Source organism: Pseudomonas sp. XS1P51, assembly GCF_054897845.1.
Genome location: NZ_CM142707.1, coordinates 4114020 through 4139175 on the forward strand (window position 1 = coordinate 4114020; position 25156 = coordinate 4139175).

The 25156-nt window shown below is 59.1% G+C and carries 27 protein-coding genes; 15 read left to right on the plus strand and 12 right to left on the minus strand.

The window, feature by feature from the left end; genetic code table 11:
• Positions 1-130 precede the first annotated feature (130 nt).
• The 3 genes from ACYZUD_RS19160 to ACYZUD_RS19170 all read left to right on the plus strand — a co-directional run bounded on the left by ACYZUD_RS19160 (position 131) and on the right by ACYZUD_RS19170 (position 2929).
• Positions 131-1444 (plus strand): C4-dicarboxylate transporter DctA, encoded by a 1314-nt coding sequence (locus ACYZUD_RS19160; RefSeq protein ID WP_462019682.1) that lies wholly within the window; start codon positions 131-133, stop codon positions 1442-1444.
• Positions 1445-1509: 65 nt separating this feature from the next.
• Complete coding sequence (locus ACYZUD_RS19165) at positions 1510-2214, plus strand: FadR/GntR family transcriptional regulator (RefSeq protein ID WP_462019683.1); 705 nt, start codon at positions 1510-1512, stop codon at positions 2212-2214.
• Between the two features lie 25 nt (positions 2215-2239).
• Positions 2240-2929 carry a GntR family transcriptional regulator gene (locus ACYZUD_RS19170; RefSeq protein ID WP_462019684.1) on the plus strand — a complete coding sequence of 230 codons (690 nt, stop codon included), beginning with the start codon at positions 2240-2242 and terminating at the stop codon, positions 2927-2929.
• A 131-nt stretch (positions 2930-3060) separates the two neighbouring features.
• On the opposite strand, the gene yjiA is transcribed toward ACYZUD_RS19170, so the two are convergent.
• From yjiA to ACYZUD_RS19185, 3 genes are all read right to left on the minus strand, one after another.
• Complete coding sequence (gene yjiA / locus ACYZUD_RS19175) at positions 3061-4032, minus strand: GTPase (protein ID WP_462019685.1); 972 nt, start codon at positions 4030-4032, stop codon at positions 3061-3063.
• A 161-nt stretch (positions 4033-4193) separates the two neighbouring features.
• Complete coding sequence (locus ACYZUD_RS19180) at positions 4194-4391, minus strand: YbdD/YjiX family protein (RefSeq protein ID WP_028620750.1); 198 nt, start codon at positions 4389-4391, stop codon at positions 4194-4196.
• Between the two features lie 14 nt (positions 4392-4405).
• Positions 4406-6472: a carbon starvation CstA family protein gene (locus tag ACYZUD_RS19185; protein WP_462019686.1), complete on the minus strand. Its 2067-nt coding sequence runs from the start codon at positions 6470-6472 to the stop codon at positions 4406-4408.
• A 158-nt stretch (positions 6473-6630) separates the two neighbouring features.
• Between ACYZUD_RS19185 and ACYZUD_RS19190 the strand changes: the two genes are divergently transcribed.
• Positions 6631-6999 (plus strand): PilZ domain-containing protein, encoded by a 369-nt coding sequence (locus ACYZUD_RS19190; protein WP_462019687.1) that lies wholly within the window; start codon positions 6631-6633, stop codon positions 6997-6999.
• Between the two features lie 116 nt (positions 7000-7115).
• On the opposite strand, the gene radA is transcribed toward ACYZUD_RS19190, so the two are convergent.
• Positions 7116-8483: a DNA repair protein RadA gene (gene radA, locus ACYZUD_RS19195; protein WP_462019688.1), complete on the minus strand. Its 1368-nt coding sequence runs from the start codon at positions 8481-8483 to the stop codon at positions 7116-7118.
• 676 nt (positions 8484-9159) lie between these two features.
• Between radA and mscL the strand changes: the two genes are divergently transcribed.
• Positions 9160-9576, plus strand: a complete 417-nt coding sequence (gene mscL / locus ACYZUD_RS19200) for a large-conductance mechanosensitive channel protein MscL (RefSeq protein ID WP_462019689.1) — start codon at positions 9160-9162, stop codon at positions 9574-9576.
• Positions 9577-9618: 42 nt separating this feature from the next.
• On the opposite strand, the gene ACYZUD_RS19205 is transcribed toward mscL, so the two are convergent.
• Positions 9619-10395 (minus strand): ferredoxin--NADP reductase, encoded by a 777-nt coding sequence (locus ACYZUD_RS19205; protein ID WP_462019690.1) that lies wholly within the window; start codon positions 10393-10395, stop codon positions 9619-9621.
• A gap of 345 nt (positions 10396-10740) precedes the next feature.
• On the opposite strand from ACYZUD_RS19205, the gene ACYZUD_RS19210 reads away from it, so the two are divergent.
• Together ACYZUD_RS19210 and ACYZUD_RS19215 are read left to right on the plus strand one after the other, a co-directional pair.
• The gene (locus ACYZUD_RS19210) at positions 10741-11472 is read left to right on the plus strand and encodes a helix-turn-helix transcriptional regulator (RefSeq protein ID WP_462025076.1); all 732 of its coding nucleotides are present in this window, start codon (positions 10741-10743) and stop codon (positions 11470-11472) included.
• A gap of 177 nt (positions 11473-11649) precedes the next feature.
• Positions 11650-12774: a methyltransferase gene (locus ACYZUD_RS19215; RefSeq protein ID WP_462019691.1), complete on the plus strand. Its 1125-nt coding sequence runs from the start codon at positions 11650-11652 to the stop codon at positions 12772-12774.
• Between the two features lie 76 nt (positions 12775-12850).
• Here the strand turns inward: ACYZUD_RS19215 and ACYZUD_RS19220 are convergent, their stop codons facing one another.
• From ACYZUD_RS19220 to ACYZUD_RS19230, 3 genes are read right to left on the minus strand one after another with little or no spacing between them, the layout of a single operon-like run.
• The gene (locus tag ACYZUD_RS19220; protein WP_462025077.1) at positions 12851-13018 is read right to left on the minus strand and encodes a DUF2474 domain-containing protein; all 168 of its coding nucleotides are present in this window, start codon (positions 13016-13018) and stop codon (positions 12851-12853) included.
• A gap of 57 nt (positions 13019-13075) precedes the next feature.
• Positions 13076-14083, minus strand: coding sequence for a cytochrome d ubiquinol oxidase subunit II (cydB, locus tag ACYZUD_RS19225; RefSeq protein ID WP_462019692.1), 1008 nt, complete (start codon positions 14081-14083; stop codon positions 13076-13078).
• 2 nt (positions 14084-14085) lie between these two features.
• A complete protein-coding gene (locus ACYZUD_RS19230; RefSeq protein WP_462019693.1) occupies positions 14086-15525 on the minus strand; it encodes a cytochrome ubiquinol oxidase subunit I in 1440 nt (479 codons plus the stop codon).
• 522 nt (positions 15526-16047) lie between these two features.
• Between ACYZUD_RS19230 and ACYZUD_RS19235 the strand changes: the two genes are divergently transcribed.
• The 3 genes from ACYZUD_RS19235 to ACYZUD_RS19245 all read left to right on the plus strand — a co-directional run bounded on the left by ACYZUD_RS19235 (position 16048) and on the right by ACYZUD_RS19245 (position 17950).
• Entirely contained in the window at positions 16048-17286 is a 1239-nt protein-coding gene (locus ACYZUD_RS19235) for an MFS transporter (RefSeq protein ID WP_462019694.1), read from the plus strand.
• Positions 17287-17370: 84 nt separating this feature from the next.
• Complete coding sequence (locus ACYZUD_RS19240) at positions 17371-17649, plus strand: type II toxin-antitoxin system RelE/ParE family toxin (RefSeq protein ID WP_462019695.1); 279 nt, start codon at positions 17371-17373, stop codon at positions 17647-17649.
• A gap of 13 nt (positions 17650-17662) precedes the next feature.
• Positions 17663-17950, plus strand: coding sequence for a HigA family addiction module antitoxin (locus ACYZUD_RS19245; RefSeq protein ID WP_462019696.1), 288 nt, complete (start codon positions 17663-17665; stop codon positions 17948-17950).
• A gap of 6 nt (positions 17951-17956) precedes the next feature.
• On the opposite strand, the gene ACYZUD_RS19250 is transcribed toward ACYZUD_RS19245, so the two are convergent.
• Complete coding sequence (locus tag ACYZUD_RS19250; RefSeq protein ID WP_462019697.1) at positions 17957-18508, minus strand: DJ-1 family glyoxalase III; 552 nt, start codon at positions 18506-18508, stop codon at positions 17957-17959.
• A 67-nt stretch (positions 18509-18575) separates the two neighbouring features.
• Positions 18576-19022 (minus strand): DUF4879 domain-containing protein, encoded by a 447-nt coding sequence (locus ACYZUD_RS19255; RefSeq protein ID WP_462019698.1) that lies wholly within the window; start codon positions 19020-19022, stop codon positions 18576-18578.
• A gap of 222 nt (positions 19023-19244) precedes the next feature.
• Between ACYZUD_RS19255 and ACYZUD_RS19260 the strand changes: the two genes are divergently transcribed.
• Positions 19245-20540 carry an NCS2 family permease gene (locus ACYZUD_RS19260; RefSeq protein ID WP_462019699.1) on the plus strand — a complete coding sequence of 432 codons (1296 nt, stop codon included), beginning with the start codon at positions 19245-19247 and terminating at the stop codon, positions 20538-20540.
• Complete coding sequence (trmA, locus tag ACYZUD_RS19265) at positions 20537-21616, plus strand: tRNA (uridine(54)-C5)-methyltransferase TrmA (RefSeq protein ID WP_462019700.1); 1080 nt, start codon at positions 20537-20539, stop codon at positions 21614-21616. Before ACYZUD_RS19260 ends, trmA begins: the two co-directional genes overlap by 4 nt.
• A gap of 54 nt (positions 21617-21670) precedes the next feature.
• Here the strand turns inward: trmA and ACYZUD_RS19270 are convergent, their stop codons facing one another.
• Entirely contained in the window at positions 21671-22117 is a 447-nt protein-coding gene (locus ACYZUD_RS19270) for a DUF2442 domain-containing protein (RefSeq protein ID WP_462019701.1), read from the minus strand.
• Positions 22114-22542, minus strand: a complete 429-nt coding sequence (locus tag ACYZUD_RS19275; RefSeq protein ID WP_462019702.1) for a DUF4160 domain-containing protein — start codon at positions 22540-22542, stop codon at positions 22114-22116. The genes ACYZUD_RS19270 and ACYZUD_RS19275 overlap by 4 nt, the downstream gene beginning before the upstream one ends.
• A gap of 215 nt (positions 22543-22757) precedes the next feature.
• Here ACYZUD_RS19275 and ACYZUD_RS19280 point away from each other — a divergent pair, with 215 nt between their 5' ends.
• The 3 genes from ACYZUD_RS19280 (at position 22758) to ACYZUD_RS19290 (ending at position 25110) form a co-directional block, all read left to right on the plus strand.
• Positions 22758-23678: a LysR family transcriptional regulator gene (locus tag ACYZUD_RS19280; RefSeq protein ID WP_462019703.1), complete on the plus strand. Its 921-nt coding sequence runs from the start codon at positions 22758-22760 to the stop codon at positions 23676-23678.
• Between the two features lie 131 nt (positions 23679-23809).
• The gene (gene aroQ, locus ACYZUD_RS19285; RefSeq protein ID WP_462019704.1) at positions 23810-24250 is read left to right on the plus strand and encodes a type II 3-dehydroquinate dehydratase; all 441 of its coding nucleotides are present in this window, start codon (positions 23810-23812) and stop codon (positions 24248-24250) included.
• Between the two features lie 5 nt (positions 24251-24255).
• The gene (locus ACYZUD_RS19290; RefSeq protein WP_462019705.1) at positions 24256-25110 is read left to right on the plus strand and encodes a shikimate dehydrogenase; all 855 of its coding nucleotides are present in this window, start codon (positions 24256-24258) and stop codon (positions 25108-25110) included.
• The last annotated feature ends 46 nt before the right edge of the window (positions 25111-25156 follow it).

Genomic DNA, 25156 nt, shown 5'->3' on the forward strand with positions numbered 1-25156 from the left:
CGATCACCCAAAAACAGCGCCTAGACTGCGCCTGCACTGGACATACCGGTAAGACCACAATAATTAAGTCTTGAATCTGATGCGCTCACTCAAGCGCACGGCAGCCAGGACACCGACCAGGATTCCTCCCATGCTCAGATGGTGCTCGCGTTCAATCTTCCTCCAAGTGGTTCTCGGACTGGTGCTCGGCATCGTCTGCGGGCTGACCCTCCCTGAATACTCTGCCCAGCTCAAACCGCTCGGCGACGGTTTCATCAAACTGATCAAGATGCTCATCGGCCTGATCGTGTTCTGCGTCGTGGTCAGTGGCATCAGCGGTGCCGGCGACCTGAAGAAGGTCGGACGCATCGGCCTGAAGTCGGTGATCTACTTTGAAATCCTGACCACCATCGCCCTGGTGATCGGCCTGGTGTTCGCCTTCAGCACCGGCATCGGCAGCGGCGCGAACATTCATCTGGATCAGCTCTCCACCACCGACATCGGCGACATCGCCCAACGCGGGCAGCACATGCACACCACCACGCAGTTCCTGATGGACCTGATCCCGACCTCGGTGATCGGTGCCTTTGCCGACAACAACATCCTGCAAGTGCTGCTGTTTTCGGTGCTGTTCGGCAGCGCGCTGAACCTGGTGGGCGAAGCAGCGTCGGGCATTTCACGGCTGATCAATGAGTTGAGTCACGTGATCTTCCGCATCATGGGCATGATCGTGCGCCTGGCGCCGATCGGCGTGTTCGGGGCGATTGCCTTCACGACCAGCAAATATGGCCTGGATTCACTGCAACACCTGGGCAGCCTGGTCGGCCTGTTTTACCTGACCTGCGTGGCGTTCGTAACCCTGATTCTCGGTCTGGTGATGCGCCTGTCCGGCCTGCGGATGTGGCCGCTGCTCAAGTACCTGCGCGAAGAACTGATGATCGTCATGGGCACCGCTTCGTCCGACGCCGTGCTGCCACAAATCATGCGCAAGCTTGAGCATCTGGGTATCGGCAGTTCGACGGTCGGGTTGGTGATTCCAACCGGTTACTCGTTCAACCTCGACGGTTTTTCCATCTACCTGACCTTGGCCATCGTGTTTATCGCCAATGCCACCGGCACGCCGTTGGCCATGTCCGATTTGCTGACCATTCTGCTGGTATCGCTGATCACCTCCAAAGGGGCCCACGGGATTCCCGGTTCGGCGCTGGTGATTCTGGCGGCAACACTGACAGCGATCCCGGCGATTCCGGTGGTCGGTCTGGTGCTGGTGCTGGCGGTGGACTGGTTCATGGGCATCGGCCGGGCGCTGACCAACCTGATCGGCAACTGCGTCGCCACGGTGGCCATCGCTCGCTGGGAAAAGGACATCGATATCCAACGGGCGAACAAAGTGCTTTCCGGCCAGGTGGGTTATACCTTCCAGCCCAGAAAACCTGTCGCCCCGGCGCATCAGCAGGAATTCTGAATAATCGCCGAGCCTGCCCGCGCAGGCTCGGTCATCAATCGTTATAGATGCTCATGGAGCGAACAGTGATCACCTCGTCGACCGTTGTGAATTCAGTAGTAGAAAAACTTCGGGCCGCTCTGGCCCGTGGTCAGTGGCGCTCCGGCGAGATGCTGCCGGGGCAACGGGAACTGGCCGAACAACTGGGCATCAGCCGCCCGAGCCTGCGCGAAGCGGTCATCGTGCTGGAGACCCTCGGGCTGGTGCGCTCCATGCCGGGCAAAGGCGTGGTGGTGCTGGAGGCCAATCTCAGCGACAGCCAAAGCCACGACAGCGCGGTGGCCGGCGCCAGCCTGGAAGACGTGCTGCAACTGCGCTACACCCTTGAGCCGTTCATTGTCGGCCTGGTGGCGCAGTCGATCAGTAGCAAGGAAGTCGGGCAACTGCGCCTGACCCTGATGGACATGCGCGAAGCCCTGGAGGCCAACGACAGTGAAGCCGGCGTGAACGCCTACATCGCGTTCCACGAAGAACTGTTCACGCTGACGTCGAACCCGATCTTCCAGAGCGTGGTGCAACAGACCAGCAATGCTCTCAAGCAAAGCGCCGAGGTGCTGCGCAACTCGCCAGAGCATCTGGCTGAACGCCTCGAAGAAAACGAAGCGGTCGTGCGAGCGATCCGCAGCAAGAACAGCGCCCAGGCCAGCGCCGAAATGCGTCGGCACATCCTTCGCGAAGGCCAGCGGATGGGCATCGAATTGAACATTCCGGACGACAACCTCGGCAGTTGAACCCCCTTGGAACTGGAGACAGGCCATGAACAGCTTCGCCTCACCGCAGACGCTTACTGCCCTGCCCTTTTTCCCGCCGGCGGATGATCTCTATTCACGGGTCTTCGACGCCATTCTTGAACAGCGCATTCATGCGGCCAGTCGCTTTACCGAAGAAAGCCTGGCGCAGATGTTCGGTGCTCGACGCAGTGACATTCGTGGCGTGCTGACGCGATTATCCCATCAGCAGGTCATCGTCCTTCGGGCGAATCATCGGCCCCGCGTCGCTGAACTCGATAGCGAGCAGACCCGGCAGACACTGCATGCGCGGCGACTGACCGAAACCATGCTGGTGCGGCTGGCGTGTCAGCAGCCTCGGCCGCCAGGCTTGAAACGTGTGCGAGCCTTGATCGAAAGCGAGCGTCAATGCATGACGCGCGGTCCGACAATTCGGTTGGCGGGGGAGTTTCATTTGCAGTTGGCGGAAATAGCGGGGAATTCACCGCTGGCGCATTTTCTTGGCAGCCTGGTGCCGCTGACTTCATTGGCGATTGCGCAGTTTGATGTGCGAGTGGAGGGTTATTGCGTTTGGCAGGAGCATCAGAAAATTGTAGATGCGGTTGAACGCGGGGATGCTGTGGCGGCGGAGAAATCACTGAGCCAGCATCTGGATCACTTGGAAGAAACATTGCTGAATACGCAATCGACACTCGGCCAGAATCGCGTTGCCGGTTAAATCGCCATCGCGAGCAGGCTCGCTCCCACATTGAATCTCTGTATGACCCATCTCTTGTGGCGGAGACCGATCAATTGTGGGAGCGAGCCTGCTCGCGATGACGGCATCAGACCCGCTAAAAATGTCAGGTGCTACTCCGCAGCCACCCGCGCAAACCCTTCACGAATCTTCTCTTCCGGCAAATCATCGGCAATAAACACGATCACGCTTTCCCGCGTTTCATCGTCAGCCCACTCGGTATCCCAATCGAATCCGTACAACTTCAGCACCCCCTGAAACACCATGCGCCGTGGCTCGCCCACGATGCTCAACACGCCTTTATAACGCAGCAGTTGCTTGCCATGGTCTTCCAGCAGTTCGTTCATGAACTCGCTGAGCTTATCGATATCCAGCGGCTTGTCAGTACGTAGCACCAGGCTGGAAATGCGATCGATCGATGGCGACTTGCTGACCGGGCGCAAACTCATGCCCCCACCGAGGTCGGCATTGAGGTTGAAGCCGCGCACGTCGAGCAATTCCGCCAGGTCGATCTGGCCGTGATCGACCACGCGGATAGGCGCGCGACGGTTGATGCGGGTCAGGCGTTCGCTCAACGCGGTAAAGGTAGGCTCGTCCACCAGATCGCGCTTGCTGACCAGCAAGCGGTCGGCGAAACCGATCTGCGCCTGGGCGATGGTTTGGGTCAGGTGCAGGTCGGCGTGCGCCGCGTCCACCAGGGTGATGATGCCGTCGAGGATATAACGCTCGCGCAGTTCTTCGTCGATGAAGAAGGTTTGCGCCACCGGTGCCGGGTCGGCCAGGCCGGTGCATTCGATCACCAGACGGTCGAAAGCGATTTCACCGCTGTCGAGGCGCTCGAGCAACAGGTAAAGCGCTTTGGTCAGGTCGGTGTGGATGGTGCAGCAGACGCAGCCATTGGACAGCGTCATTACTTGCACCGGCTCTTCGCCCAACAGTTGGGTGTCGATACCGGCGTCGCTGAATTCGTTTTCGATCACCGCGATTTTCAGGCCGTGCTCGGCTTTGAGCAGGTGGCGCAGCAAAGTGGTCTTGCCGGCGCCGAGGAAGCCGCTGAGGATCGTTACCGGGATGGGAGAGGACAACTGGAGTCTCCTGTTTCACAAAGTTAAAAAACAACACAAAACAAATGTGGGAGCGAACCTGCTCGCGAAGAGGTCGTGTCAGTCGACATTAATGTTGAATGACACACCGCTTTCGCGAGCAAGCCCGCTCCCACAGGGATTGCATCAAACCGGCTGTTGCATCAACAGCACTTCGGCCCACCCTTGCCACCGTAACGAGCCTCTTGGCGCTCCCGGAAGAACATCTCGTAGCTCATCACCGGTTTGTCCGGGTGGTTGGTTTGCATATGCTCGACGTAGTTGTCGTAGTCGGGCATGCCGACCATCAGGCGCGCGGCCTGACCGAGGTATTTACCGAGACGACTCAGGTCATTGAACATGTTGCAATCCTCGATCAAGCATCCGGCAGAGCCTGGAATGGCGATTCTTTATCCGTACGCTCTTTTTGACCCCAGGCGGCAATGCCGACCTTGAGCGCATAGAACAGGATGCTGAACACCACGAACAGGAACAGCGCGGTCAGCGTTGCGTTGGTGTAGGCGTTGAAGATCACGTGCTGCATCTGGGTGATGTCCTTGGCCGGGGCGAGGATCTGACCGTTGGCCAGCGCATCGCTGTATTTTTTGGCCAGCGACAGGAAGCCGATCGCCGGGTTGGCGTCGAACAGCTTGATGAAGCCGGCGGTGGTGGTGCAAATCAGCAGCCATACCGCTGGCAGCATGGTCACCCACACGTAGCGTTGACGTTTCATTTTGATCAGCACGACAGTGCCGAGCATCAGCGCGATACCGGCCAGCATCTGGTTGGAGATACCGAACAGCGGCCACAAGGTGTTGATGCCACCCAGCGGATCGATCACGCCCTGGTACAGCAACCAACCCCACATCGCCACACAACCAGCGGTCGCGATCAGGTTGGCGGTCCAGGATTCGGTGCGTTTCAGCGCCGGCACGAAGGAGCCGAGCAAGTCCTGCAGCATGAAACGTCCGGCACGGGTACCGGCGTCCACAGCGGTCAGGATGAATAGCGCTTCGAACAGGATCGCGAAGTGGTACCAGAACGCCATGGTGTTTTCACCCGGCAGGACACTGTGCAGGATCTGCGCGATACCGACCGCCAGGGTCGGCGCACCGCCGGCACGGGCCAGGATCGTGGTTTCACCGATGTCCTTGGCCACTGCTTGCAACGCTTCCGGGGTAATGGCGAAGCCCCAGCTGCTGACGGTTTGTGCCACAGCCACCACGTCACCACCGACGACTGCCGCCGGGCTGTTCATGGCGAAGTACACGCCTGGCTCGATCACCGAAGCGGCAACCATCGCCATGATGGCCACGAAGGACTCCATCAGCATGCCGCCGTAACCGATGTAACGGGCGTTGACCTCGTTATCCAGCAGTTTTGGCGTGGTGCCGGAGGAGATCAGCGCGTGGAAACCCGAGACCGCGCCACAGGCGATGGTGATGAACAGGAACGGGAACAAACCGCCCTTCCATACCGGCCCGGTGCCGTCGATGAACTGGGTCAGCGCCGGCATTTTCAGCTCGGGCATGGTGACCAGGATGCCGATCGCCAGGGCAATGATGGTGCCGATTTTCAGAAAGGTCGACAGGTAGTCACGCGGCGCCAGAATCAGCCACACCGGCAACGAGGCGGCCACGAAACCGTAACCGACCAACATCCACGTAATCTGCACGCCAGTGAAGGTGAACGCCTTGGCCCACACCGGATCGGCGGCAATTTGCCCGCCGAGCCAGATCGAACCGAGCAGCAGCAACACGCCGACGATGGAGATCTCACCGATGCGACCCGGGCGGATGTAGCGCATGTAAATGCCCATGAACATCGCGATCGGGATGGTCGCCATCACCGTGAAAATACCCCACGGGCTTTCGGCCAGCGCCTTGACCACGATCAGCGCCAGCACCGCAAGGATGATGATCATGATCAGGAAGCAACCAAACAGCGCGATGGTGCCGGGGATGCGGCCCATTTCTTCACGGACCATGTCGCCCAGGGAACGGCCGTTGCGGCGGGTGGACATGAACAGGACCATGAAGTCCTGAACGGCACCCGCCAGCACCACCCCGGCGATCAGCCACAGCGTGCCGGGCAGATAGCCCATCTGCGCGGCCAATACCGGACCGACCAGCGGCCCCGCGCCAGCGATGGCGGCGAAGTGGTGACCGAACAGGATGTGTTTGTTGGTGGGGACGTAGTCCAGACCGTCATTGTTGAGCACGGCGGGGGTGGCCCGTCGCGAGTCGAGCTGCATCACATTGTTAGCGATGAACAGACTGTAATAGCGATATGCGACCAGATAGATGGCCACGGCAGCGACCACAATCCACAAGGCGTTGATCGCCTCGCCTCGGCGCAATGCCACTACACCGAGGGCGCACGCTCCTACGATTGCCAGCAGCAGCCAGGGTAGGTGGCGTAGCAGGCTATTATTATTTTTCATTTTATTATTCCAGCCAGGGTGGACAAGAAAGACAGCCATTCGGAGTTTAGCGCTAACGGCGGCAAAGGCCATACCCCGACTTAGGTTGAGCCATCACTTTGCTGGCAGCCGTTGGCGATGCGGGTCTATAGTCAGCGAACATTTCCGAGGATTGCACCATGAGCGACCACCCTGACGATCGCCGCCGCTTCAAACGTATTGCGTTCGATGCTCGAACCGAGCTGGGCCAAGGGGACTTCATCTGGCCAGTGAAGCTGATCGACTTGTCACTCAAGGGGGTGCTGATTGAGCGTCCCGAGCCGTGGCTGGGTAATCGGGAGCAGGGGTTTTCAGTTGATATTCATCTGAGCGATGACATCGAAATCAAGATGGATGTGCAACTGACCCACAACGATCACGGCCAGCTCGGCTTCGTCTGCCGGCACATCAGCCTGGAATCCATCCAACGCCTGCGGCGCTTGATCGAACTCAACCTGGGCGACCCGCAGGCGCTGGAGCGTGAGCTGGGGGCGCTGATCGAAGCCTGATCGCACCTTTGTAGGAGCTGCCGCAGGCTGCGATCTTTTGATCTTGGCGTCTTCAATGACATGAAAATCAAGGTCAAAAGATCGCAGCCTGCGGCAGCTCCTACAGGGGAATGCGCTTATTCGAACAAGGCGTCCAGCGCCTGTTCCAGGCGCGTCACAGCAATAATCTGCAACCCCGGCGGTGCCTCTTTCGGTGCATTGCCCTTGGGCACGATGGCGCGTTTGAAGCCGTGCTTGGCGGCTTCTTTCAAGCGCTCCTGGCCGCTTGGCACCGGGCGCACTTCACCGGAAAGCCCGACTTCGCCGAACACCAGCAGATCGTGAGGCAGCGGCCGGTTGCGCAAACTGGACATGACCGCCGCCATCAACGCGAGATCGGACGCGGTTTCCAGGACCTTCACCCCACCGACCACGTTGAGGAAAACATCCTGATCGTGGGTCGGAATGCCACCGTGCCGGTGCAGTACCGCCAACAACATCGCCAGTCGATTTTGATCCAGACCCAGCGTTACCCGGCGCGGGTTGGCCAGATGACTGTCGTCCACCAGCGCCTGGACTTCCACCAGCATTGGCCGGGTGCCTTCCCACGTCGCCATGACCACACTGCCAGGGACTTCTTCCTGAGCGCGCGTCAGAAAAATCGCCGACGGGTTGGAGACTTCTTTCAGCCCCTTGTCAGTCATGCCGAACACGCCCAATTCGTTCACCGCGCCGAATCGGTTCTTCACCGCCCGCAGCAGACGCAATCGCCCATCAGACTCGCCTTCGAAATACAGCACGGTGTCGACCATGTGCTCCAGCACTCGCGGCCCGGCCAATGCGCCTTCTTTAGTCACGTGGCCAACCAGGAAAATCGCCGTGCCGCTCTGCTTGGCATAGCGCACCAACAATGCCGCGCTCTCGCGAACCTGGGACACACCGCCCGGTGCCGATTGCAGTTGTTCAGTGAAGATCGTCTGAATCGAGTCGATCACCATGACCTTGGGCTTTTCCTGCCGGGCCGTGGCGATGATGGTTTCGATGCAGGTTTCGGTCATGACCCGCAGTTGATCCTGAGGCAAGCCCAGGCGTCGGGCGCGCATGGCCACTTGTTGCTGCGATTCTTCGCCCGTGACGTAGAGGGCCGGCATGCTCTTGGCGAGGTTGCACAAGGTTTGCAACAGAATGGTCGATTTACCGATGCCGGGGTCGCCGCCGATCAGCACCACCGAGCCGTCCACCAGTCCGCCGCCGAGGACTCGATCAAGTTCGCTGGAGGCTGTGGAGAAGCGCGGGATTTCTTCGACGCTGACTTCGGCCAGGGTCTTGATCTGCGCCTGCTGACCCGTCCAGCCGGTGCGACCGCTAGGGGCAGCGGCGGCACCGCTCTCGACCATGGTTTCGGTCAGCGTGTTCCAGGCCCCGCACTCGCCGCATTGGCCGGCCCACTTGGGAAAAGTTGAGCCGCACTCAGTGCAGCCGTACATGCGCTTGGCCTTGGCCATCTGAACTCCCGGCAAAAACCGCGATGATAGCTCAGCTGGACCGGATCAGCGCGGCGGTATTGCCCAGCGGATCGTCAACAACAATTTGTTCGGTTCCTGAAACACTCACTGAATTACAATTCACAAAAACTTGTACAACTTTTCACCACGGTTCGCCCAGCCAACTACCGGCCTCATCCGGTTAATCGAAACTAAACCTGTACATATCTTTATTATTTATAACTTGCACGTACAACCTCACTTTAAAAAGTCAAACTATTTACACGAGCAAATAACTTACTGGCGATTTGATGGCAACACCAAGTTTAAACACTTATAACTTCTCATGAATCAAGACTTCAAAAACCCTTTACCTGAAATCCTATATAGTACACACACCCTGACGTTGACCAAATAATGTCATATCTCCATTTCTCTGACTCTATCAAGTACACCCATCTCCGTTCAGCAAGAGCGAGTGAACGATGAATAAAAATGCCCTGAGCGTGATAGCGAAGACGCGCTGACAGACTCACCCCAGAGCACGTAGCTCGTTCCGGGATGATGGCGTTTTGTAAACTTTTTACCGATGGTCAGGTCGATAGCAGGCGAGCACGCAAGCAGGGGTTTCGAGCAAGATGCATTTTGCTGATTTACACTGCCTTCACCAACCTCATCTGTAACAAGGAAATAACCTATGGGCGTGATAAGTGAGTTCAAGGCCTTCGCGGTCAAAGGCAATGTGGTCGACATGGCCGTCGGTATCATCATCGGCGCCGCCTTCGGCAAGATCGTTTCGTCGTTCGTCGGCGATGTGGTCATGCCGCCAATCGGTCTGCTGATCGGTGGGGTGGATTTCAGTGACCTGGCCATTACGCTCAAGGCCGCCAACGGGGACATCCCGGCGGTGATGCTGGCGTACGGCAAATTCATCCAGAGCCTGATCGACTTCATCATCGTCGCCTTCGCGATCTTCATGGGTGTCAAAGCCATTAACCGCTTGAAGCGCGAAGAAGCCGTGGCGCCAACCCTGCCGCCGGTTCCGACCAAGGAAGAAGAGTTGCTGAGCGAGATTCGCGATCTGCTGAAAGCCCAGAACACTCGGCCTGAATGAGTGTGCGGCATTCAAAAACGGCGCCTTCGGGCGCCGTTTTTTTTACCAGTAGTTTTCCACCGCCACTTGCCCGGGTCGCCGGCTGAGGCTCAAGTGCATGTCGCGCTGCTTGAGCAATTTTCGCGTGTCATCAATCATCTGCGGATTGCCGCAGAGCATGACCCGCGAGTGCTCGGCCGTCAGCTGCACGCCTGCCACCTGCTCCAGTTCCCCCCTTTCAATCAGCGTCGTGATCCGGCCACTCAGCGCGCCCGGATGCTGCTCACGCGTGACTGTAGCGATGAACTGCAGCTTGTGGGCGTAATCCGCCAGGTAGTCGCGTTGCGCCAACCCTGCAATCAGCGCTTGATAAGCCAGCTCCCGGGCTTCGCGCACGCTGTAGACCAGGATGATGCGCTCGAACTTTTCCCAGACCTCGAAATCCTGCAGGATCGATAGAAACGGCGCCACGCCGGTCCCTGTGGATAACAGCCAGAGATCACGCCCGTCGACGAACCGATCAAGCGTCAGGTAACCAAAGGCCTGGCGGTCGACCAACAGCGTATCGCCGACTTCCAGCCGGCTCAATTCACTGGTGAACTCGCCCCCCGGCACCACAATGGAAAAGAACTCGAGGAATTCGTCATAGGGTGACGAAACCATGGAGTAGGCGCGCCATACCGTGCTGCCGTCAGCCTTGGTCACGCCCAGCCGGGCGAATTGCCCCGCGCGAAAACGAAACCCTGGATCCCGGGTGGTGCGCAGGGTGAACAGGTTCGGGGTCAACGGCTGGACGTCGAGCAAGGTCTGGCGAGTGAATTTTTCTGCACTGGCGGTCATGGGTCGCTCCATTCAACAGATACGCCCAGTGTCCCGCAAAGCACACAAATTAAACACCGACGAACTGTAGTGACTTTCAATACGCATTATCAAAGAAATTAACCCCACCGGATCATTTTTCACAAATCCCCCCACTCAAACACAAAGACAACGCAATCATATTAAGTCCGACATCCAAGTTATTTATCTCCACGCCGTATTTTATTAGAACTAGATAATTACTTTTTTGTACGCTAGCAAAGCCAAAAAATCTCACGCTACTCGTAGGAATCATCCTACACTCGGTGCGTGCTGGATCTCGGATCCAATGAGCACCCCCGAGAAGATTAAACATGGAGACACATGATGGAAAGGTGGATGGAGTCACAATTAAACCAACTGTCACGTACAACGGAGATTGATACCGCCTACCAGATTGCACTTGGATTCGCGAAAAATATCGGTTTTAAATTTTTCGCTTTTTCAACAACTTATCAAACGAAAAATGAGCAGTTCAACACTATCCGGCTCAACAATTATCCTTCCGGTTGGAACAGGGAATATGAACAAAAAAGATTGAGTGCCATAGACCCGGTAGTGGCCCACTGCAATCACTCCATGATGCCTGTTCTTTGGACTGAAGAACTTTATTCCAGGGTTCCGTCGCTATGGGAAGCGCTTGAGATGCAAGGACTGCAGCATGGCTGGTCGCAATCCGTCCATGACGAGGATGGCGGTGTTTGCAGCATCCTGAGCCTGGCCCGAAGTCACTGTCCGATCACTGCGTTTGAGCTGTACGAAAATCTCGGTTTTTCAGTGTTCATGGGACGTCACCTGCACGCGCTGATCGCACAGACGCTGCCCAGGAAAGCCGAAAAACCGCCTGCGCCGCATTTGTCAGCCCGGGAAATCGACGTGTTGAAACTGGCCGCCGTGGGCAAGACTGCGTATGAAAGTGCCAGAATTCTCAACGTCACCCCACGTACCGTCAATTTCCATGTTCAAGAAGCGATCAGAAAACTCGGGGTCACCAATAAGATTTCAGCCGTCATCACCGCAACCAAACACGGTTATCTCACCAGCAGCGCGACACGCTGATCACAAAAAACCTGCGGGTAATAAAAGAAAAAAAAACGTACCATTTGCGGTCCCTCCTGAGTGATGACGTGTGAACCTTCACGACGTAGTGCACTCGGACGGTCTCGCCCGCTACAACGCCCCTGAGCCGCGGGATACCCGTTGATTTCCCCCGTTGATTACCCAGAGCCCCGCCCCATGCCTTTGCTCGAAACCCCCTTTGCCCGACTCGACCTGATCCGCCAGCCCGAGCAGCAGAACGAACCGCTGCAAGCGTTTGATGCCGCAGACGAATACCTGCTCAATCATCTGGCCGAACAGCAACCGACAGCGGACACCCGAGTGTTGGTGCTCAACGACAGCTTTGGCGCATTGGCTGCCAGCCTGGCTGGCAAGGTTCAGGTCACCAGCAGCGGCGACTCGTTCCTGGCCCTCCAGGGGCTGGAAAAGAATCTGATCCGTAACGGCCAGGCGTTTGATGCGGTACCGAGCGTGCCCTCCAGCGAAGCAATCACGGGCCCGTTTGACCGGGTACTGATCCGGGTGCCGAAAACCCTGGCCTTGCTCGAGGAGCAACTGATCCGCCTTCAAGGCCAACTGGCACCCGGCGCCCAAGTGGTTGCCGGTGCCATGGTCAAGCATCTGCCTCGTGCCGCCGGGGATTTGCTGGAACGTTACATCGGCCCGGTGCAAGCCTCATTGGCGGTGAAAAAGGCTCGCCTGCTGATTGCGACCGCTGAAGCCAAGCCCCCCGCTGTTTCCCCCTATCCGACCCGGTATCAACTGGACACACCTGCGATCGAATTAATCAACCACGCCAACGTGTTCTGTCGCGAAGGGCTGGATATCGGCACGCGAGCGTTTCTGCCGCACTTGCCGAAAAACCTGGGTGCGGCGCGGGTCGCTGATCTGGGGTGCGGTAACGGCGTTTTGGCCATCGCCAGCGCGCTGCAAAACCCTGAGGCCCACTACACACTGGTGGACGAGTCGTTCATGGCCGTGCAATCGGCGGCCGAAAACTGGCACGCGGCGCTGGGTGACCGGGACGTGATCGTGCGTGCCGGCGATGGCCTGGCCGGGCAGGAACCGCAGTCTCTGGACGTCGTGCTGTGCAATCCGCCGTTTCACCAGCAACAAGTCGTTGGCGACGTCCTGGCCTGGCGCATGTTCCAGCAAGCCCGGGAAGCGTTGGTGGTGGGCGGTGCGCTGTACATCGTCGGCAATCGTCATCTGGGTTATCACAGCAAGCTTGCGCGACTGTTCCGCGGTGTAGAGCAAGTGGCGGCCACGCCCAAATTCGTGATCCTCAAGGCCCGCAAATAACGCGGGCAAAAAAAACCCTCCACACAGGAGGGTTGTAAATCCGTGCCGCAAGGCAACGGGATGGGATCTTGCGAACTCAGTGGGTCGACAGGCCCGCGGCATTCATGAACATACGCATCAGGCTCGCGACGATGAACAGCGCCACTACGCTGCCGGTCCAGATCATCGCCAGCCAGCCGAGTCGCTGCCACAGCGGCTTTTTCTCTGCTGCTTCGATTTCCTGCAAGGAAGGTTTGCCAGCCATCATCGTGATCTCCTCTGAAACGGCGCAGGCATCAGCCCTGCGCCATTGCCATATGCGCTAGTGGTAACCATCTTCGTGGGTGACCTTGCCGCGGAACACGTAGTAGCTCCAGAAGGTGTAGCCCAGGATGAACGGGATGATGAACAGCGTGCCCACCAGCATGAAGCCCTGACTTTGCGGCGGTGCTGCGGCGTCCCAGATCGAGATCGACGGCGGCACGATGTTCGGCCACAGGCTGATGCCCAGACCGCTGTAGCCGAGGAAGATCAGCACCAGGGTCAGCAGGAACGGCGTGTAGTGCGCATTGCGAGCCACGGCGCGGATCAGGCCGTACATGGTCACCAGTACCAGGATCGGCACCGGCAGGAACCAGAACAGGTTCGGCAAGGTAAACCAGCGAGCCGCGATCTCGGCGTGGGCCAGTGGCGTCCAGATACTGACGATACCGATCACTGCCAACACCACGAAAGCCAATGGCCGCGCGAGGTCGTGCATCTGCTCCTGCAACTTGCCTTCGGTTTTCATGATCAGCCAAGTGCAGCCGAGCAGTGCATATGCCACTACCAGCGCCACCCCGCAGAACATCGTGAACGGCGTCAGCCAGTCGAGTGAACCACCGGCGAACTGACGATTGACCACCGGCAGCCCATCAATGAATGCACCCAATGCCACGCCCTGAAAGAAGGTCGCGGTGATTGAGCCACCGATGAACGCCTTGTCCCAGAGGTGGCGTTTGTCGTCCTTGGCCTTGAAGCGGAATTCGAAGGCCACGCCACGAAAGATCAACCCGATCAGCATCAGGATCAGCGGCAGGTACAACGCCGAGAGCACCACCGAATAGGCCAGCGGGAAGGCGCCGAACAATGCTGCGCCGCCCAGTACCAGCCAGGTTTCGTTGCCGTCCCAGACCGGCGCGACGGTGTTCATCATCACGTCGCGGTCGCTCTTGCCCTTGATGAACGGGAAGAGAATCCCGATCCCCAGGTCGAAGCCGTCCATGACCACGTACATCATGATGCCGAAGATGATGATCACGGCCCAGATCAGCGGAAGATCAATACCCATGGTCAAATCTCCTTGGTCAGGCTGTGGCTGTGATCATCTTCACCGTTGTCATCGGCTGCGGACAGCGGACGGGACGGCGTGCGCTTCTGGCCAGGCCCCCCGTCGTTGGTTTCCTTGCCTTCGTCGATCTTCGGCCCTTTGCGCACCAGACGCATCATGTAGCCAAGACCGGCACCGAACAGCGCGAAATACACCACAACGAACAGGACCAGCGTGATGCTCATCTGCATGAAGCTGTGATTGGAGGACGCATCCGCCGTGCGCATCAGCCCGTAGACCACCCACGGCTGGCGACCGATTTCAGTGGTGAACCAACCGGCGAGGATCGCGATCAGCCCGGACGGGCCCATCCACAACGCCAGGTACAGGAACGGTCGCGAGGTATACAACTTGTCGCGTTTGCGCAGCCACAGGCTCCACAAACCGGTGAAGATCATCAGGAAACCGAGGCCGACCATGATCCGGAACGACCAGAACACGATGGTCGAGTTAGGACGGTCTTCAGGCGGGAACTCCTTGAGCGCCGGCACCTGTTTGTCCAGGGTGTGGGTCAGGATCAGGCTGCCCAGGTACGGAATCTCGACCGCGAACTTGGTCCGCTCTTCTTTCATGTCCGGCCAGCCGAACAGGATCAGCGGGGTCGGTTCATCGCCATGGTTTTCCCAGTGGCCTTCGATCGCAGCGATTTTCGCCGGTTGATGCTTCAGCGTGTTGAGACCGTGGAAGTCACCGATGACCGCCTGAATCGGCGCCACGATCAAGGCCATCCACATGGCCATCGAGAGCATGGTGCGGATTGCCGGGTTGTCCTTGCCACGCAGTAAATGCCAGGCCGCCGAGGAACCGACGAAGAAAGCGGTCGCGACGAACGCCGCCGTCGACATGTGCAACAGGCGATAAGGGAACGACGGGTTGAAAATCACCGCCAGCCAGTCCACCGGAATCACCTGGCCATTGACTATTTCATAGCCCTGCGGTGTTTGCATCCAGCTGTTGGAGGCGAGAATCCAGAAGGTCGAAATCAGCGTGCCGATGGCGACCATGACCGTGGCGAAGAAGTGCAGGTTGCGTCCGACCTTGTTCCAGCCGAACAGCATGACGCCGAGGAAACCGGCTTCGAGGAAGAACGCCGTAAGCACTTCATACGTCAGCAACGGCCCGGTCACGGAGCCGGCGAAGTCCGAGAAGCGGCTCCAATTGGTGCCGAATTGATAGGCCATGACCAACCCGGAGACGACGCCCATGCCGAAGTTGACGGCAAAGATCTTCGACCAGAAGTGGTACAGATCGCGGTAAGTATCGTTTTGGGTTTTCAGCCACAGGCCTTCGAGCACCGCCAGGTAACTCGCCAGACCAATCGTGATGGCCGGGAACAGGATGTGGAACGAGATGGTGAACGCGAACTGAATTCGGGCGAGATCAAGCGCCTCCAAACCGAACATAAGTCTTCCTCTGTCAGGTAATACCGGCTGAAGGCTTGCGGCCTACACCCACTGCCCCCACGGATATGGAGTGTGGCGAATTTGAATTCGTTCTTTTTTTACCAACATCACAACGTAGGGAGTCTGGCCATCTGGCCGTCGGATCAATTCCATGAAGGGTCTTGATCTGGATCAAGCAACGTTAAAAGAGTAGTCCCATTTTTGACGATGGACGGTGTGGTCTTTTGACGCGTGACAGGTTGCCTCATCGCCTTTGCTGCGGTTGTGCACTCCTGTGGCGAGGGGGCTTGCCCCCGTTCGGCTGCGTAGCAGCCGTCAATCCGGTGACTGCGGTGTGCCTGGCAGAAACGGGTCGGCAGTGTTGGGGCCGCTTCGCAGCCCAACGGGGGCAAGCCCCCTCGCCACAGGGACCCGCGATAAAATCTGTTTCGGTGTTTAGCTAACTAAAATCCCAAGCCTTGCAACTTCTAGTTACAGGTTGGTGATAATCTCGCCCTTCCCTTCGCCCAGATTTGCCTTCAGATGCCCAGCCAAGCGCCCTTGCTGTTACGTCATCACCGCCCTTTCATTGCGTTCTGGCTGGCTCGGGTATTTACCGCCAGCGGCTTTCAGATGCTCACCGTGGCCATCGGCTGGAACCTGTACCAACTGACCGGCAACGTGCTGGACCTGGGTCTGGTGGGTCTGGTGGAATTTGCCCCGCGAGTGCTGTTCATGTTGCACACCGGGCATGTCGCCGACCGCTATGACCGGCGCAAGGTCGCGGCCATCTGTCAGTCGGTGCAGGCATTGATCGCCCTGTCGCTGGCCATCGGCAGCGCGACCGACCATGTCACCCGGGAGATGATCTTCATCCTCGCCTTCCTGCTCGGTGCCGCGCGCTCCTTCGAGATGCCGACCACCCAGGCCTTGCTGCCGAGCATCGTGCCCAACACGCTATTCCCCCGCGCCGTCGCCGCCGCACAGTCGGCGCAACAATCGGCAACCATTGTCGCTCCGGCCCTGGGTGGTTTGCTCTACGCCTTCGGCAGTGTCTGGGTCTATGGCCCGACGGTGATCCTCTACATCATCGCCTGCTTGTTGATGCTCAACCTGCCTGCCCGGCAGACCCCGTTGAACAAGGGCAAGGCGACACTCGACTCGCTGCTGGCGGGCATCCGCTTCATTCGCAGCCGGCCGGATATTCTCGGGGCGATTTCCCTGGATCTGTTTGCCGTCCTGCTGGGCGGCGCAACGGCGCTGCTACCAGTGTTCGCCAAGGACATTCTGCTCACCGGCCCCTGGGGGCTGGGCCTGCTGCGTTCGGCTCCGGCGGTCGGTGCGTTACTGATGTCGCTATGGCTGGCACGGTTTTCCGTGGATCGCAAGGTCGGGCGAGTCATGTTCACCGCCGTCGGTGTGTTCGGCGTCGCGACCATCGCTTTCGGCCTGTCGACCTCGTTCTGGTTTTCCCTCGCGGTACTGGTGGTGTTGGGCGCGGCGGACATGATCAGCATGGTGATCCGCGCCTCCTTCGTTCAACTGGAAACCCCGGACGAAATGCGCGGCCGGGTCAGTGCCGTGAACGGGCTGTTCATCGGCGCTTCGAACCAGTTGGGCGAGTTCGAATCCGGCCTGACCGCCCATTGGTTTGGCACCGTGCCGGCGGTGGTCATGGGCGGTATCGGCACGCTGGTGGTGACGGGTGTGTGGATCAAGTTGTTCCCGACGTTAGCCAACCGCGACCGCATGCATGTGCCGGTGGAAGAGGTGAAGGCCTGAAGAAGTCGCCGATCACAGTTTTGCCGACCAGGTGCAATACATAGATAGTGCACAAAGTGTAATGTATCGCCTTACACTTTTCCCATGATCAAATCCTTTCAGCACAAAGGCCTTCGTGGCTTCTATGAAACAGGTTCGACTCGTGGGATTCGAGCAGATCATGCGAAGCGCCCGGCTCGCATGCTGCAATTCATGGATCGCGCAGTGGTGCCTGGCGACCTCGACCTTCCGGGATGGCGATTACACCCACTCAGAGGAGAGATGACCGAGTATTGGTCACTGAGTGTTTCGGGGAACTGGCGGGTTATTTTTCGTTTTATCGGCTCGGATATCGAACTGGTCGACTATCTGGACTACCACTGACAGGAGGCAGGACATGCCCATGCACAACCCGCCACACCCTGGCGAAACACTATTGATGGATGTGCTGCCCGAGCTGGGCATCAGCGTCACGGAACTGGCCCGGCATCTGGGGTTTGCGCGCCCGCATCTTTCGCGCGTGCTGCATGGCCACGCGCCGATCAGTCCGGACCTGGCGGTACGTCTGGAGCGGGCTGGAATTGGTAAAGCCCGAATGTGGCTGGGCGTTCAGACCGACTACGACCTCTGGCAAGCGGAGCAGCGTGAGCAACCGGCCATCAAGCCCATTGCCGTCCACGCCTGACAGGCTCTAAACCACCAACTCCCCCGCCACCGTCGCTCGCGTGGCTTTACCGCCAAGCTGTTCCACCAGCGTCAGGGCAAACTCCAACGCAGCGCCTGAACCCTGAGCGGTGACACAATTGCCATCGACCACCACCGGCTGATCGACGAAGTTGCAGCCCGACAGTTGATGGCTGGCCGAGGGCAGGCACGTCATGCGCCGCTGACGCAGGACGCCAAAGGCTTGCAGCGCCACAGCTGGGGCCTCGGCGATGCCCGCGAACAGGCGCCCGGCCGCGGCCTGATCCTTGATCAATTGCTGCAAGGGTTGATGCGCCGCCAGGTGTTGTGCCCCGACGGCACCGCCGGGGAGGACGATCAGGTCGAACGGCTGGGCCAGCAAATCCACCAGCATCGCATCGGACGTCAGTCGGGTGCCGCGAGCGCAGGTGAGCATGCGTCGCCCCTCGATGCTGGCCACCACCACTTCAACCTTGGCGCGACGCAGCACGTCGATCAGCGTCACGGATTGCAAGTCATCGATGCCCTCGGCGAGGGTAATCAGGGCTCTAAAGGTCATGGGCGCAGTCCACAGGATGATCTTTAAAGCGTAGTCAGCTTTCCTGCCCCTTGTTCGAGCGCAGCGGTTACTTGATGTAAAGCTGCGTCGACATCGTGTTGCCGGGGGCGTTGATGGAGGTGTTGCTGAAGGTGAACGTACCTTCCTGCTTGCCTGCCAGATCGAAGATGTACAGATAGCCCACCATTTTCGTCCTTTCACTGCAGTCGGTCAGATTGCCGTTATTGAAAGCACACACCTTGGCCCGGGTGCCGTCCACTTCGAAACCGTCCAGCGCGACATGAGGTTGGCGGCCGTAACCGACTTCCAGCACGTAGACCTTGATACTCGGGCCACCGTGATTGCAGCGTGTCTGCGCTTGCCCCGGCGCAATGTCCTCAAAACCACAGACCGCTGACTCGACCTTGAGCACCTTCACCTCGCTCAACGGTGGCGCCGATGCCGCCGAAGCAGTTTGGCCCCCCAGCAACAAGGCCATCAATATTCCAGATACGTTAACCAGACGCTTTTTCATGCAATACCCATGTTCCCCGAAACCAGCGCGCAGTATGGCTCACTTGGCTTGACGGCAAAACATCGACGACGATCGCAGCCATAAGCAGCCACAACCCCACGCTGCTGGTATGATGCGCGGCTTTTTCCGACCCACAGAAAATTACCAGGCGCCTGCAGCGGTCTGTGCTTTGCTGTTGAGGTCGATACATTCACGGCGCCGGGCGCGCCACGGGGAGCAGACATGCTGGAAAGGCTGTTTCAACTCAAGGCACACAACACCAACGTGCGAACCGAGATTCTTGCGGGCGTCACGACCTTCCTGGCCATGGCCTACATTCTGTTCGTCAACCCGAGCATCCTCGGCGAAACCGGCATGGACAAGGGGGCGGTGTTCGTCGCGACCTGTCTGGCCGCCGCCATCGGCTCGACGGTGATGGGCCTGATCGCCAACTACCCGATCGCCCTCGCACCGGGCATGGGCTTGAACGCCTTCTTCACTTATACCGTCGTCTTGCACATGGGCCACACCTGGCAAGTGGCGCTGGGTGCAGTGTTCATCTCGGCGGTGCTGTTCTTCCTGCTGTCGATCTTCCGCATCCGTGAATGGATCATCAACAGCATTCCGTTGCCGCTACGCTCGGCGATTGCCGCGGGTATCGGCCTGTTCCTGGCGCTGATCGCCCTGCATAACGCAGGTATCGTGGTCAGCAACCCGGCGACCATGGTCGGCCTCGGTGACTTGAAACAACCGGCGCCGATCCTCGCGACCCTGGGCTTTGCCCTGATCGTGGCGCTCGAAGCGCTGAAGATTCGCGGTGCAGTACTGATCGGCATTCTGGCGGTGACCATTGTCTCGATCGTGATGGGCTTCACCCCGTTCGGCGGCGTGATGTCGATGCCTCCCTCCCTGGCGCCGACCTTCCTGCAACTGGACATCAAAGGTGCACTGGACATCGGTCTGGTCAGCGTGATTTTTGCCTTCCTGTTCGTCGACCTGTTCGACAACTCCGGCACCCTGATCGGCGTGGCCAAGCGCGCCGGCCTGATGGGCAAGGACGGTCACATGCCGAAAATGGGTCGTGCCCTGATCGCCGACAGTACCGCGGCCATGGCCGGTTCGCTGCTGGGCACCTCGACCACCACCAGCTACATCGAATCCGCAGCCGGCGTGAGTGCCGGTGGCCGCACCGGCCTCACCGCTGTAGTGGTCGCGATTCTGTTCCTGCTGGCGCTGTTCTTCTCGCCGCTGGCCGCCAGCGTTCCGGCGTTCGCCACGGCCCCTGCACTGCTGTTCGTCGCAGTACTGATGACTTCCGGCCTGGCCGAAATAGACTGGGACGACATCACCGTTGCCGCACCGGTCGTGGTCACCGCCCTGGCCATGCCGTTCACTTATTCCATCGCCAATGGCATCGCCTTCGGTTTCATCTCCTGGACCGCGATCAAGTTGTTATCCGGTCGCGGCCGTGAACTGAATTCGGCACTGGTGATCCTGTCGATTCTGTTCGTGATCAAGTTGGGTTGGTTCAACGCATGACTTTTGATACCCAGGCTTACGCCGTTCAGCTCGAAGAAAAGGTCACACGCCTGCGTGACCTGCTGGCCCCGTTCGATGCACCTGAGCCGGCCGTGTTCGACTCGCCGTTGAAAAACTTCCGTCTGCGCGCAGAATTTCGCCTGTGGCGTGAGGCCGGCGAGCGTCACTACGCGATGTTTTCCCAGGAAGACAAACGCACGCCGATCCTGATCGAAGAATTCCCGATCGCCAGTCTGCGCATCAATCAGTTGATGCCGCAGCTCAAGGCGGCGTGGCAAGCCAGTGCACCCCTGAGCCACAAGCTGTTTCAGGTGGAGTTCCTGACCACCCTGGCCGGCGATGCAATGATTACGCTGTGCTACCACCGCCCGCTGGACGAGCACTGGCACACGGCGGCGTCGAAACTGGCCGCCGACCTGAACGTCAGCATCATCGGCCGCTCCAAGGGTAAACGCGAAGTCATTGGCCACGATTACGTGGTCGAGCAGATGGAAGTCGGCGGTCGCACCTTCAGCTACCGTCAACCGGAAGGCGCATTCACCCAGCCCAACGGCACCGTGAACCAGAAGATGCTGAACTGGGCTTACGACGCTCTGGGCGATCGCTCTGACGATTTGCTGGAGCTGTATTGCGGCAACGGCAACTTCACCCTGCCGCTCGCGACCCGCGTGCGCAAAGTGCTGGCCACCGAAATCAGCAAGTCGTCGGTTAACGCGGCGCTGAGCAACCTCAGCGAAAACGCGGTGAATAACGTCACACTGGTGCGTTTGTCCGCCGAAGAGCTGACCGAAGCCCTGAACGAGGTGCGCCCGTTCCGTCGCCTGCACGGCATCGATCTCAAGAGCTACGAGTTCGGTAGCGTCTTCGTCGACCCGCCTCGTGCGGGCATGGACCCGGACACCTGCGAGCTGACCCGGCGCTTCGACAATATCCTGTACATCTCCTGCAACCCGCAAACCCTGGCCGCCAACATCACCCAACTGCACGACACGCACCGCATCACCCGGTGCGCGATGTTCGACCAGTTCCCGTGGACCCATCACATGGAATCCGGGGTGTTGCTGACCCGGCGTTGATTGCAGCCGTGCCGTACAAATCAGCCGTCATCACGACGGCTTTTTTGTGGCTGCTCAAACGGTGACATCTTCCTTGCGCGGGCGCCCGCCCTTACGACCATTCGCCCGCGCCGCCTCGGCTTTGGCGGCGCTGCTTTGGCGACCATTACGCGAGGCGACGACCGAGGCAGCCATGTCCATCAGCGGCTTGCTCGCCGAAATCATCCCGGCGATGGACACGTGCAGATCCTTGCCCTCATGGCATAGGGCGGTTCCGGAAAAGCCCACTTTCAGCTCTGCATAATCCTCGACCTCGAAGTCATCGAATTCCGGATAGTGCTGCACGGGCAGCAGCACGCCACTGCCATCAATGAAACTGACCGCCAGACACGGCTCCACAAAAGTCACTGAAGTCGCCTGCAAACCGCTTTTGTGGCGCACTTGCCCACGCTGAATGGCTTCATCCAGCACCGTATCGGTCACGGGTCGATCGGCCAGCATTCCTGCCTGTATCGTTTTCATAGTTGGATCTCCACGCCCTCCGGAACGCCGATCAGCGCCAGCAGGGTCTTGTTCGTCTCGGGTTCATAGCAAGCCGAACCAATCATCCAGGTCGTACTCGCAACCCTTTTCATCACCACGACTTCGTTGGTCTGCCAGTCCCATATCTGATGATCGAGACAGACCGTCTGCAATTTGTCCCACCAGATTCCCCGGGCGCGCCGCAAGTGGGCAGGTTGTCTGAGCGCGTGACGCAATCCTTCCAGCACGGCCGCAGGTGGCCGGCTTGAATGGGGAACCACATCCCACAGTTCGACACTGTTGTGCCAAAAGCTGAACTTGAAGCGTGCACTCCAGCTTCCGGCGTCCACATGTGCGTGCGGTGGGCAGTGCTCATCGCGCAACAGGATCACCATTAAAAACCCTTTGTAGCTGAACAATTTCATACTAACCCATCCGTTAGGTTAATGAGCCACATGACTCGTCATTCCTTGAACAATCCGATAACTGGTGCTGACCTGCGTTCAGTCACCCGAACTTGAGGCTAGCGTTCCAAGTCGCTCTGGGCGCGGCGATCAGGGGCAAAAATGGTAAGCAATCCTTTCAGCAATTTGATAAACACTGCGTCAGGCCTTTCATTTGATCCGCGGTGTAATCAATCATGCAGCGACAATTCGACGATCTTCAGCTGGGCAGCATCGAGCTGTTTTGCCTGGCCGCCGAGGCCGGCAGCTTTACCGCCGCCGCACTGGTGGCTGGCGTGACGCCGGCAGCCGTGAGCCGATCGGTGTCACGCATGGAAGAACGCCTGGCTGTGCGGCTGTTCGCGCGCACCACCCGCAGCGTCAAACTGACCGACAGTGGGCGCCGGTATTACGAGGAATGTCGCCAGGCGCTGGCGCAACTGGTCGAGGCCCAGCGCGAGGTCATGGGCCAGCAGCAGGAGCCTTCCGGCACCTTGCGCATCAGTATTCCCACCACCTACGCCCATCACCGGATCCTGCCGCTGCTACCGGCGTTTCGGGCACGCTTTCCGGCAGTGAGGGTCGAGTCGCACATCAGCAATCGCAACATCGATTTCGTGGGCGAAGGCTATGACATGGCCATCCGCGTGCGAGCGATTCCGGACTCCGGCCTGATCGCCCGACAGCTCGAAGATGCCGCGCTGGTGATGATTGCCAGTCCCGATTACCTGAAGCATGCAGGTGTTCCACAAACCCTGGACGATCTCAAACAGCACGAGTGCATTCAGTACGAACTGCCCAGCAGCGGTCGGCGGATTGCCTGGCTGTTCAACGACGAGGGCGAGCAGCGGGAGATCCTGGCCGAGGGCAACCTCAGTTGTTCCGACGATGTGCTGGGGGGTGTGACCCTGGCCAAACACGGCGCGGGTTTGTTTCAGACCTATCGTTTCATCGTCGAAAACGAACTGGCCGATGGCTCACTGGTGGAAGTACTCAAGCCTTATGGCGGACGCTCACGCCCATTCACCCTGCTCTACCCGCAAAGTCGCCATGTGCCGCTTCGGTTGAGGGCGTTTATCGATTTTCTGGTGGAACACCTGCGCACTGAGAAGTCGTAACCATCCGATCACCGCACATAAAAACCGGAGACGGCCTCTCTTCAATTGACCAAATTAACCATCTAGTACAATTTATCTCCACAGGCTGAAACCCTTGGCCAACGCCAACAATAAGAAGTGGAGAGATCCCGATGCCCCCTATCGTTCTGGTACTCAACGGCCCGAACCTGAACCTGCTTGGCACCCGCGAACCGGCAACTTACGGTCACGAAACCCTGGCGGATATCTCCGCGTTATGCGGCCGCGCCGCCGAAGAGTTCGGCCTGGCAGTGGAGTTTTGCCAGACCAATCATGAAGGCGAATTGCTCGACTGGATTCATAACGCCCGCGGCCGCTGTGCCGGGATCGTGATCAACCCGGCCGCCTGGACACACACCTCGGTGGCGATCCGCGATGCCTTGGTCGCCAGCGAACTGCCGGTCATCGAAGTCCACCTGTCCAACGTCCACGCCCGTGAGCCATTCCGGCACCACTCTTTCGTCTCGGCCATCGCCACTGCGGTGATGGCCGGCTTCGGCAGCCACGGCTATCGCCTGGCGCTGGAGCATTTCAGCCTGCGTTTGAAGGGGTGAATGCCGTGACTCAGCAGAACGCGATACTGGCCGGGCTGATCGGCGCCGGCATCCAGGCTTCCCGCACCCCGGCACTACACGAGCACGAAGGTGATGCTCAGGGTCTGCGTTACCTCTACCGCTTGATCGACCTGGATCAGTTGAAACTCGACTGCGGCGCCTTGCCCGACCTGTTGATGGCGGCCGAGCGCATGAACTTCACCGGTCTGAACATCACCTTTCCGTGCAAGCAGACAATCATCCCCTTGCTCGACGAATTGTCGCCCGAGGCCCGCGGCATCGGCGCGGTAAACACGGTGGTGCTGAAGGACGGCAAACGCATCGGCCACAACACCGATTGCCTGGGTTTTGCCGAGGGTTTTCGTCGTGGCTTGCAGGACGTTGCCCTTGAGCGCGTCGTGCAAATGGGCGCCGGTGGTGCTGGTGCGGCGGTGGCCCACGCGTTATTGAGCGAAGGCGTACAGCTACTGAGCATTTTCGATGTGGAGATCAGCCGCGCCCAGAGCCTGGCGAACAACCTCAATCAACATTTCGGCGCTGGCCGCGCGGTGGCCGGTCATGACTTGCCGAGCACACTGGCCCAGGCTGACGGCTTGGTGAACACCACGCCCATGGGCATGAAAAAACTCCCGGGCATGCCGGTGCCAGCGGAGTTGCTTCGGGGTGAGTTGTGGGTGGCGGAGATCGTTTACTTCCCACTGGAAACCGAACTGCTGCGCAACGCCCGCGCCTTGGGCTGCCGGACGCTGGATGGCGGCACCATGGCGGTGTTTCAGGCGGTGAAGGCGTTTGAATTGTTCAGTGGCGTGGTGCCGGATGCGCAGCGAATGCTGGCGCATTTTCAGAGCATGAATGGTTGAAGATCAAAAGATCGCAGCCTGCGGCAGCGCCTACACAAGTCGGCGC